Origin of the sequence: Actinomyces sp. HMSC075C01 (assembly GCF_001812965.1) — a bacterium.
GTDB lineage: Bacteria > Actinomycetota > Actinomycetes > Actinomycetales > Actinomycetaceae > Actinomyces > Actinomyces acetigenes.
Genome location: NZ_KV811009.1, coordinates 41,227 through 50,986 on the forward strand (window position 1 = coordinate 41,227; position 9,760 = coordinate 50,986).

Genomic DNA, 9,760 nt, shown 5'->3' on the forward strand with positions numbered 1-9,760 from the left:
GCCGGGCATTTTTCGCGTAGCCCTACAGAAAAACCGTAGGGCTACGCGAAATTTGTCGGTCTCGGCAGAACCGCGGAGACCGCGGAGGTGGGGCCTCAGCGCTTGAGGAGCTCGTCGACGATTCGGGTCATCGTGGCGCGGTACCCGGCCACGGAGAAGCGTTCGGCGGCCTCGCGCTCACCTTGCTGGGCGAGCCGGGCCGCCAGGGCTGGGTCGGCCGCCAGGGAACCCAGGGCATCGGCCAGGGCCTGCGCGTCGTCGGCGGGCACGAGCAGGCCGGTCACCGAGTCGGTGACGACCTCGGCCAGGCCCTGGACCCGGGAGGCCACCAGCGGCCGGGCCGCGTGCATCGCCTCGACCGCCGTGTTCCCGAAGGGCTCGGCCCGGGAGGGCACGACGACGGCGTCGGCGGCCTCCAGCACCGGCCAGGTGGGGTGCACGTACCCCAACAGCTCGACGTGCCCCTCCAGGTCCTCCTGATCGGCGCGCTCACGCAGCTCGGCCTCGTACCACTCGTAGCCGGGGAAGACCGAGCCGCACACGCTCAGGGAGGCATCCACCCCCGAGCGGCGCAGCAGCCCGACGGCGTCGAGAGCCACGTCCACGCCCTTGCGCGGAGACAACCGACCCACCATGGCGATCCTGAAGGAGTCCTCGGGCTGCCTGGAGCGCAGGGGCTCCAGGGGCCGGTCCGGTCCGGCAACCCCGTTGTGGACCACCTCCGTGCGCGAGGCCAGTCGCGGCTGGGCGTCCAGCAGCGCGTCGCGGGCCGCGCCGGAGTTCGCCACAATCCGGGACGCCGCCAGCAGCGGGGCGTTGAGCCCGGCGCGGATGATCCGACGCTGGGTGTCCTCGGCCTCGTGCACATGGGCCAGCACCGGGACGCCGGCCGCGCTCGCGGCCACCGGCCACCAGGGGATCGTTACCGTGTTGGTGAGGACCACCTCGGCGCGGCTGGCGCGAATGACCGACCGCAGGCGGGCGACCTCCGGGGCGGCCTGGGCGGACAGCCTCGCCAGGCCAGTGGGGCTCAGCAGGGCCTTGCGCAGGACCGTGAAGGGCATGACGGCCACGCGGGCGCCGGCGTCGCGCAGCACCGCCACCAGGGGGCCGTCCTGGGGCAGGGCCACGAGGACCTCGTGGCCGGTCTCGATGAGTCCGTGAATGGTCTCCACCAGCTGCCAGTCCGAGCCGTACAGGTCGGGGGAGGGGTGGGCCACAAGAATCCGGGCGGCACCGGTGCGGGCGCTTCCCGCCCCGCCCCGGCTCACCAGCTCACCTTCCCGGTGCGGCGTCCGGAGGGGCGACGACGGACAGGGCCCCCGAGCGCCAGGCGCCGGGCCAGGGCCTCGTAGCCGGCGGCCACCTCGTCCCAGTCGTAGAGGGCCGCTCGCTTGCGAGACTCCTCGCCACGCGTGGCCTGGGCCTCGACATCGGACTCGGCGGAGACGACCAGGGCTGCCACCTCGTCGGGCGTGGTCCAGTAGCGGCCGGTCTCGCCCAGGACCTCGCGGTTGAAGGAGACGTCGAAGGCGTCCACCGCGGCCCCGGCGCCGATGGCGCGCAGAAGAGAGGGGTTCGTTCCGCCCACGGAGTGGCCGTGGTAGTAGACCAGGGCGCCGGAGTAGAGGGCGTCGAGCAGATCCTGGTCCCACAGGCCGCCGAGCAGGCGGACCCGGCCGTCGGCCAGGGACTCGATGCGGGCAGTGTAGTCGTCGGCGTAGGGGGCCGAGCCGACGACGACCAGCGGCAGAGCGGCCCCGGAGCGCACGTAGCCCTCCACGATGACGTCGACGTGGTTCTCCACCTCGAAGCGGGCCACCACCAGGTGGAAACCCTTGGGCGTCAGGTCCAGGTCGGCCAGGCGCGAGGTGTCGGCGCGGACGCGGGGCGCCCCGTAGGCGAGAAGGTCGGTGGGGGCGTTGAACTCCTCGGTGTAGTAGTCGGCGATGCCCTGGGCGTCGGCGATAAGCGCGTCGGAGTAGCGCACGGCCAGGGCCTCGGCGGCGCGGTAGTAGCGCTTGCCGGTGGGGCCCCACTTGCCGCGGCGCCACTCCAGGCCGTCGACATGCGTGGCGACCGGAATGCGTGCGGCGCGCAGGGCCGGCAGGAAGGGAGAGTTCGCGGCGTTGAAGACGAAGGCCACGTCCGGGTGGGTGCGGCGCAGCAGATGGGCCACTGACAGGGCCGTGTGGGACAGGGTCTCCAGGCTGCGGTTCTTCACCGAGGGCAGCTCGACCAGCCGCATCCCCAGGTAGGTGTTGGGAAGCGGGGTGTCCGGCTCAGGGTTGCGGCAGTAGACGAGGACCTGATGACCGCGGTCGGCCAGTCGCCGGCCGACCTCCTCGATGGCGGTCTCGAAACCTCCGTAGCGGGCAGGGACGCCTCGCGTCCCAATCATGGCGATACGGAGCCTGTCCGGGTTCACAGCAGTCAACGGAGTCCTTTCGAAGGGCGGCTAAGCCGCTCAGGGATGGGAACCAATGATCCCCCTCGATGCGACTGCCGGTCATGGCAAGGGCGGAGGATCATCGACGAGGGTGATGGGGAGACGGTGATGACGGTGATGATGATGGTGATGAGACGAGGGGCTGGGCTCACGCCCTTGAGGTCGCAGGTTCCTGCGGAGCGCCTGCGGACTCGTGGTGCCACGCCCGCCTGGTACACCCGGTCAGCAGTCTAGAGGCAGGTGCCGCCGATACACACCGAACGAGTGGTCACGTCAACACCTCCGGCACCTTGGAGTACGGGGCGGGGCGCCGCCCTGGTGACGTGCCGGAACTATGGTGGGGGGACCGTGTCCGACTGGTCCACACCACCTGGGTGGGGGCTGAGTATTCCAGCCAAGAATCGGGTGTGGAACCCCACGGCAGTTAATGAGAGTCTATCTGTGAGAAAAGTGGGCAGGGTGCGCCTTCTCGCATGAGAAGTGATTGATTGCACAACAGGAGCTGGAACAAAGGCCCCTGGAGTCGTTATCAAAGCGTTACCGCTGTAATACTCTCGTGACCGGCGCCGGTCTTGCTGAGGCAGGGCCCTCCCGTCATACCGCGCCACTTACCCACGTTCCCTCACGTCTTAAGAACGGAGCACTCGTGCATCCTTTCCGCGTTGTCTCCAGTGTGGGGGCGGTTCTGACCGCCCTCCCCCTTGCCCTTGGTGCGCTCGTCGCCCCAACTGTTGTCACGCCCCCGGCTGCTGCTGCCCAGGGGCAGGTCACTCTCGCCTCCCCGCAGGTTCTGCCCACCCCCCAGATCGACGGCATCGTCTGGGACCAGGCGGTCGTGGGCAATATCGTCTACGTCGTCGGAGAGTTCAACAATGCCCGCCCCTTCGGCGCGGCCGATGGCGAGAACGAGTCCCCTCGCTACAACGCCATGGCCTACGACATCACGACCGGCGCGCTGCTTGACTGGGCGCCCAAGGTCAACGGCAAGATCAGCTCGGTCACGGCCTCGGCTGACGGCTCCACCATCTACCTCGGTGGCAACTTCACCTCCGTCAACGATGAGACGGTCTATCGGGTGGCGGCGGTGGACGCCACTGGCAAGCGTAAACCGCTGGGGGCGTCGGCCAACGGGGCGGTCATGGACCTGGAGCTCTCCCCCGACGGCTCGACCCTGTACCTCGCGGGCTCCTTCACCCAGCTCAACTCCTCGTCGCGTCTGCGCGCCGGTGCTGTGGATCTGAAGACGCATCGGGTGACCGGCTTCGCCCCCCAGGTTGATAACTACATGGTGCGCTCCATCACGGTGGCGGCTGACAACTCCGCTGTGGCGATCGGCGGTTCCTTCACCTCGGTGGGAGGGTCCTCCGATGCGTACGGTCTCGCTGTTCTGGAGAAGGACGGGTCCCTGCGTCACACCAATATCGCCGGCGTTGTCCGCAACGCAGGGAGGGACTCCGGGATCATGAGTGTGAAGTCCGACTCCCGGGGGCTCTACGCCGTTGCCTACTCTCAGGAAGGCGCCTTTGAGGGGATGCTCCGGGCTAGCTGGACCACCGGGGACATCGACCTCATGGCCGACTGCCACGGCGACACCTATGACGTGCTGCCCACCAATGACGTTATCTACATCGCCAGCCACACCCACGACTGCAGCAACATCGGCGGCTTCGCTGACGGGGAGGAGAACGGCAAGTATCACCACGCTGTCGGCTTCTCCAGCACGGCCACCGGAACCGTGCAGCGCAACAAGGTCTGGGGCTACACCGACTTCGAGGGGCAGCCTGCGCCCACTCAGTACAACGGCTTCCTGCCCGGTTTTGCCAATGGTAGCTACAGCGGACTGAACCAGGCCGTCTGGACCGTTGAGGGCAACGGCCAGTACATCGTCTACGGCGGTGAGTTCGTCGCGGTCAACGGTATCCACCAGCAGGGTCTCGTGCGCTTCTCCGCGAGCGGAGGCGATGCCAACGGTCAAGGGGGCAACGACAACAACGGCAACGACAACAACGGCAAGGATAAGAAGAACAAGGACAAGAAGGACAAGAAGAACAAGGACAAGAAGAACAAGAAGAAGCATGACGACTGGGACGACCAGGATGGCTGGGACAACCAGGGCGGCTGGGACAACCAGGGCGGCTGGGACAACTGGGACGATCAGGATGATGAGTGATGATGACGGCCATGAGAGCTGTCGGGTCTGCGGACCTTCGCGGCATATCCCCTGAATCCACCGGTTCTATGTCCGGTGGCGGTGTGCTCCCGAACTCAGTGATCGCTGAGGACGGTGCAGGGCGTCGCGGAGGCCATACGCTTCGGCACGTGTCACGAACTCGAATGCTGATCCTCCCCGCCGTCCTGGTGCTGGGTCTGGGACTGGCCGCCTGTGGAGGCGGAAAGTCCCAGAGCACTGCCAGTCCCTCCGCCCCGGCCTCTGCCAGTGGCTCGGCCTCTGCTCAGGCCGCCCCCTCGAACGTCGCCACACCGACGGTCCAGACCGCGAAACCGACGACGGCGCCGGCGTCCCCCTCGGGTGACGTCTCCACCCCGGATGCCTCCTCGATCGACCCCAAGGCCGTTGAGACCGGGGATCTGTCGAAGGATGAGTACCCCGAGGTGGGCCTGGACAAGTCCGTCCGTGTTGATGGGGATCTGGTGATCTCCCTGGGGCAGATGCAGGCGAAGGACTTCGCCAGCGGTCCCGGCGAGGTGGGAGGTGCTGGTGTCCTGATCCCAGTGACGGTGACGAACAGGTCCAGCCAGGAGCTGCCGCTGGCCAGCGTGCTGTCCACCACCGTCAACTACGGCGAGGGCGCTGGTACCCCCGCCTCCGAGATCGTCTCGGCCTCGGATGCGGTGCCGGCCAAGCTCGCAGCCGGTGAGACGGTGACCGTGAATCGAGCCTTCGTCATCCCGGCGGAGGGGCGAGGAAATATCAAGGTCGTTGTCGATCTGGGTGCGGACCACGGAGCCGCCACCTTCCGGGGGTCCGCAGGCTGACCCAGGACGAGTCCTCCGGGGGTGCTGACCACCCTTCTGTGTGTCTGTATCAAGGCGCCGTCCGTTGCTCATGAAAGTGAGCGTCGGACGGCGCCTTGGCGTGCTGGACGATCCGCTTGGGGCCCCGTTGGAGGCCTTGACTGTTGCTTCGTCGTGACATGAGGTGAATCGGCGCTGAAAACAGCCTGAGTTGTGTCTATACGGAAGATGGTTCCAATCGTGGAGACTTATGGGTGCTGCGGAATCCTTGAAACGACGGGAGTATGGCGGGATTTGAACGAAGGGTCGGTGTGTGGCGGAATTGTCCTGCTCTGTGGTGTGCACCAAAACGGGGGCGGGCAGGTTGTTGACGGTGTACGATGAGCCCGCCCGTCGACCCGTGTCGGGCGCGGAATACCAGCCATTCGTAAGGTTGCGTGTCCGTGATCTGAGTATGTTCTGAATGGAATACCTGTGAAGCTCCCCCGCCGATTCCTGAGCGGCCTGCTGGCCGCGGCTCTCGTTTCCATCGGTGCCGTCACGCTCGCTCCGGCCTCCCCTGCCGCCGCGGACCCTGCGCCCACCCCCGCCGGCGCTGCCGGTACTCCCAACACCGTCTCCGCCGATGCCCTGCCCACCGCCCAGATCAATGGCATTGTCTGGGACCAGGTCGTGGTCGGGGACATCGTCTACGCCGTCGGGAAGTTCTCCGCGGTCAGGCCGGCAGGATCGCCTGCCGGCCAGAATGAGTCGCCACGCGGCAACGCGATGGCCTACAACATCAACACCGGTGAGGTCCTCGACTGGGCGCCCACCACCAATGGCACCATCAACGCCATTGCCGCCTCCGCCGACGGCCAGACCCTCTACCTGGGCGGGGAGTTCACGACGCTGAACAACCAGACCGCCTGGCGTGTCGGAGCGGTCAGGGCATCCGATGGCCAGCGCGCTCCGCTGGGCGCCTCGGCCAACGGCAGCGTCAAGGCCCTGAGCGTCTCGCCTAACGGGCAGACCCTGTACATCGGCGGAGCCTTCACCCAGATCAACTCCTCGGCCCGCCAGCGCGTCGCCGCGCTCAACCTGAGCAACCAGCAGCTGACGAGCTTCGCGCCGAAGATCGACAACTACTACGTGCGCAGCATCGTCGAGGCCGTTGACGGCTCGGCCGTGGCCATCGGTGGGGCCTTCGAGTCCGTCGGGGGCAGTGACAAGCCCGGTCACGGGATCGCCATCTTCGAGAAGGACGGCACCCTGCGCAAGAACAACGCCTCCAGCGTGGTCTACGGCGCCGGCGCTGAGGCCTCTGTCATGAGCGTCAAGGCTGATGAGCAGGGCCTGTACGCGGCGAGCTACTCCCGGCTCGGCACCTTCGAAGGCGTCATGCGTCTGAACTGGGTCACCGGGGACATCGACTACATGGCCGACTGCCACGGCGACTCCTACGACGTCCTCCCCGCCGGTGACGTCATCTACGCCGCCAGCCACTCCCACGACTGCTCCAACATCGGTGGCTTCCCGGACGTCTCGTACCACTACCACAACGCAGTGGCCTACACGAACGCCGCCACTGGAACGGTGGAGGAGAACCACGCCTGGGGCTACAAGAACTACGCCGGCCAGAACGCCACCACGAACCTCAACTTCTACCCCGACTTCACGCCGGGCAAGATCTCCGGTGCCATCCAGGCGACCTGGACCGTCGAGGGCAACGACAAGTACGTCGTCTACGGTGGTGAGTTCCTGGCCGTCAACGGCACAGCCCAGCAAGGACTGGTGCGCTTCGCCCGCCGTGACATCGCCCCGAACAAGCAGGGGCCCATGGACAAGGGTGGTGCCTTCAAGGTCTCCGGCACCTCGCCGCGCGCAGGCGTCGTCTCCCTGTCCTTCAAGGCCAACTGGGACCGGGACGACAAGACCCTGACCTACAACGTCTACCGCGACTCCATGGACGGCCAGCCGGTCACCAGCCAGACGGCGACCGCCGGCTTCTGGGAGCGTCCCGACCTCAGTGCCACCGACGTCGTCGAGCCCGGAAGCACGCACCGCTACCGGGTCCAGGTGACCGACCAGTGGGGGGCCTCCACGGTCTCGGACTGGGTGACGGTCAAAGCCGCTGAGGGCCAGGGCCTGAGCAAGTACGGCGCCCGCGTCCTGGCCGACGGCGCCGCCCACTACTGGTCCTTCGACGAGACCAGCGGCGACAAGGCCGAGGACTTCGTGGCCCAGCGCAACCTGACGATCCGCGGCAAGGCCTACACACGCGGAGCCAAGTCCGTCCTGGGATCGGGGGCCTCGCTCGGCCTGACCTCGGACGCCACGAACAAGTCGCACGCCGCGACACGCGTCGCCTCCCAGGCGCCCACCGCCTTCTCCATGGAGGCGTGGGTCCGCACGACCTCGACCTCGGGCGGGGAGATCATGGGCTACGGCTCCTCCGCGGCCAACCAGTCGTGGAACCGTGACCGCATGGTGTACATGCGCAATGACGGCACGCTCAGCTTCATGCTCTACCCGGGCAAGCTGACCACCATCACCACTCCTAAGAGCTACAACGACGGGCAGTGGCATCACATCGTGGCCTCCATGAGCCCGACCGCCGGCGCCATGCTCTACGTGGACGGCAACCTCGCCGCCTTCGACGCTGCCATGACAGCGGGGCAGAGCTACTCCGGTTACTGGCGCATCGGTGGAGACGCCCTCAGCGGTGTCAACGGCCAGCCCTCCAACACCAACATCCAGGCCGACATCGACGAGGCCGCCGTCTACAGCACACCGCTGTCGCCGCGGCAGATCGCCGAGCACTACACCGCGGCCACCGGCAAGCAGGTCGAGCCGGACAAGGGCGATGGCAAGGGTAAGGACAACGGTAAGGACAACGCCGGCAAGGACAAGGGCAAGCAGCCCGAGGGCAAGGCCCTGCTGGACGACTCCTTCGAGCGCAGCGTCAACGGCGGCTGGGGCAAGGCCCAGGCCGGCGGTGAGTGGAAGACCACCTGGAACGCCGCGGCCTTCTCCGTCGACGGCACCAGCGGCCGGATCGCCATGGCCGGTCCGCGCTCCTCGGCCTCCATCATCTCCGACCCGATCAAGTCGACCTCCACCGACGCCGTCGTGGACTTCTCCCTGGACACGGTGCCCACCGGTAACGGTGCCTTCATCTCCTACGCAGCCCGCACGACCAAGGCCGGTCAGTACCAGGCCACGGTTCGCATTGGCAGCGCCGGCAACCCGGTGGTCACGGTCTCGCGCGTGGTCAAGGGCAAGGAGACCTCCCTGGGCTCCTACGTGATGAAGCAGCCCTACACGGCCGGTCAGCCGCTCCACCTGCGCATGGTGGTTGACGGCGCGGAGTCGACCACCATCCAGACCAAGCTCTGGACAGGAGACACCGAGCCCGCCGAGTGGGGGATCGAGGCCGTCGACAACGACAAGACCCTCAACGAGGCCGGAACCGTGGGGCTGACCACCTACATGTCCAGCTCGGCCGGACCGCAGACCGTCACCCTGGCGGTCGACAAGGTCACCATCAAGCAGCACTGACGCCGTCGAGCGCAGCGCGCCTGCGGGGCGGGCCGGGAAGACACGTTTCTTCCCGGCCCGCCCCGTTGCGCTCGCGTGCCGCGAGCGGCTGTTGGTCAGGATCGATACCGTTCGTTTGATACCGAAAATTGGTAGGTTCTGGGCATGTCAGTGAACACCTCCGTCAGCCTCGATGACCACGTCGCCGGATTCATCGCGAGCCAGGTCGGGTCCAGGCGGTACCGGTCCGCGAGTGAGGTCGTCCGCGCAGGCCTGCGCCTTCTGGAGTTTCGGGAGACAGAGATGTCGGCGCTGCGCGAGGCACTCGCATCCGGTGAGGTGAGTGGACAGGCGGAGCCCTTCGACTTCGACGCCTTCATAGCCGCCAGGGCGGCAAGGACGTCGTGAGCACCTACCCACTGTGCTGTCTCCTCACTTGTGAGACATGTGAGTGTCATGACTTCTGAGGTACTCGCTCGGAGGGGAACCCGGGGCGTGCTGGTGGTCCTGAAGGCGGCGATGCGCGGAGGGAAGAGGCCTGACGGGTCCTGGCAGGTCGCTGGTGTCCACAGCGCTGACATCAACCCTGCATCGGCGCCGCGCGCCGAGGACAAACCGCAGTATTCCAACGATCCCCACGGGGCGTTTTGGCGGCTGGATCGTTCATGTCAGCGCTGTGGACACCGGGCCGCGCGGGAGTGAGTCCGCGGGGTTCTTGATGGCACAGCCCGGCGCCGTCGCGGTGTGGAGCCACCGCCACAGCTGCCTCCGACCCTGTGTCATCTGCCGCACCCAGCCCCGGCCACCTGGGTCCCA

The 9,760-nt window shown here is 67.2% G+C and carries 6 protein-coding genes; 4 read left to right on the top strand and 2 right to left on the bottom strand.

What is annotated here, in order from left to right; translation table 11 throughout:
• Window positions 1–95: 95 nt before the first annotated feature.
• The gene (locus HMPREF2883_RS08385; RefSeq protein ID WP_070660985.1) at window positions 96–1,271 is read right to left on the bottom strand and encodes a glycosyltransferase family 4 protein; all 1,176 of its coding nucleotides are present in this window, start codon (window positions 1,269–1,271) and stop codon (window positions 96–98) included.
• Window positions 1,268–2,401, bottom strand: coding sequence for a DUF1972 domain-containing protein (locus HMPREF2883_RS08390; protein ID WP_070661144.1), 1,134 nt, complete (start codon window positions 2,399–2,401; stop codon window positions 1,268–1,270). The genes HMPREF2883_RS08385 and HMPREF2883_RS08390 overlap by 4 nt, the downstream gene beginning before the upstream one ends.
• 694 nt (window positions 2,402–3,095) lie before the next feature.
• On the opposite strand from HMPREF2883_RS08390, the gene HMPREF2883_RS08395 reads away from it, so the two are divergent.
• From HMPREF2883_RS08395 to HMPREF2883_RS08410, 4 genes are all read left to right on the top strand, one after another.
• Complete coding sequence (locus HMPREF2883_RS08395; RefSeq protein WP_070660987.1) at window positions 3,096–4,619, top strand: hypothetical protein; 1,524 nt, start codon at window positions 3,096–3,098, stop codon at window positions 4,617–4,619.
• 149 nt (window positions 4,620–4,768) lie between these two features.
• On the top strand, window positions 4,769–5,446 hold the full coding sequence (locus HMPREF2883_RS08400; RefSeq protein WP_256277398.1) for a hypothetical protein: 678 nt from the start codon (window positions 4,769–4,771) through the stop codon (window positions 5,444–5,446).
• A 453-nt stretch (window positions 5,447–5,899) separates the two neighbouring features.
• Window positions 5,900–8,965, top strand: a complete 3,066-nt coding sequence (locus HMPREF2883_RS08405) for a LamG domain-containing protein (protein ID WP_070660995.1) — start codon at window positions 5,900–5,902, stop codon at window positions 8,963–8,965.
• A 144-nt stretch (window positions 8,966–9,109) separates the two neighbouring features.
• Window positions 9,110–9,352, top strand: a complete 243-nt coding sequence (locus HMPREF2883_RS08410) for a type II toxin-antitoxin system ParD family antitoxin (RefSeq protein ID WP_070660998.1) — start codon at window positions 9,110–9,112, stop codon at window positions 9,350–9,352.
• The last annotated feature ends 408 nt before the right edge of the window (window positions 9,353–9,760 follow it).

Bases quoted from the DNA above. Each gene is read 5' to 3' on its own strand.
- HMPREF2883_RS08390 (WP_070661144.1), bottom strand. From the start codon at position 2,401: ATGATTGGGACGCGAGGCGTCCCTGCCCGCTACGGAGGTTTCGAGACC.
- HMPREF2883_RS08410 (WP_070660998.1), top strand. From the start codon at position 9,110: ATGTCAGTGAACACCTCCGTCAGCCTCGATGACCACGTCGCCGGATTC.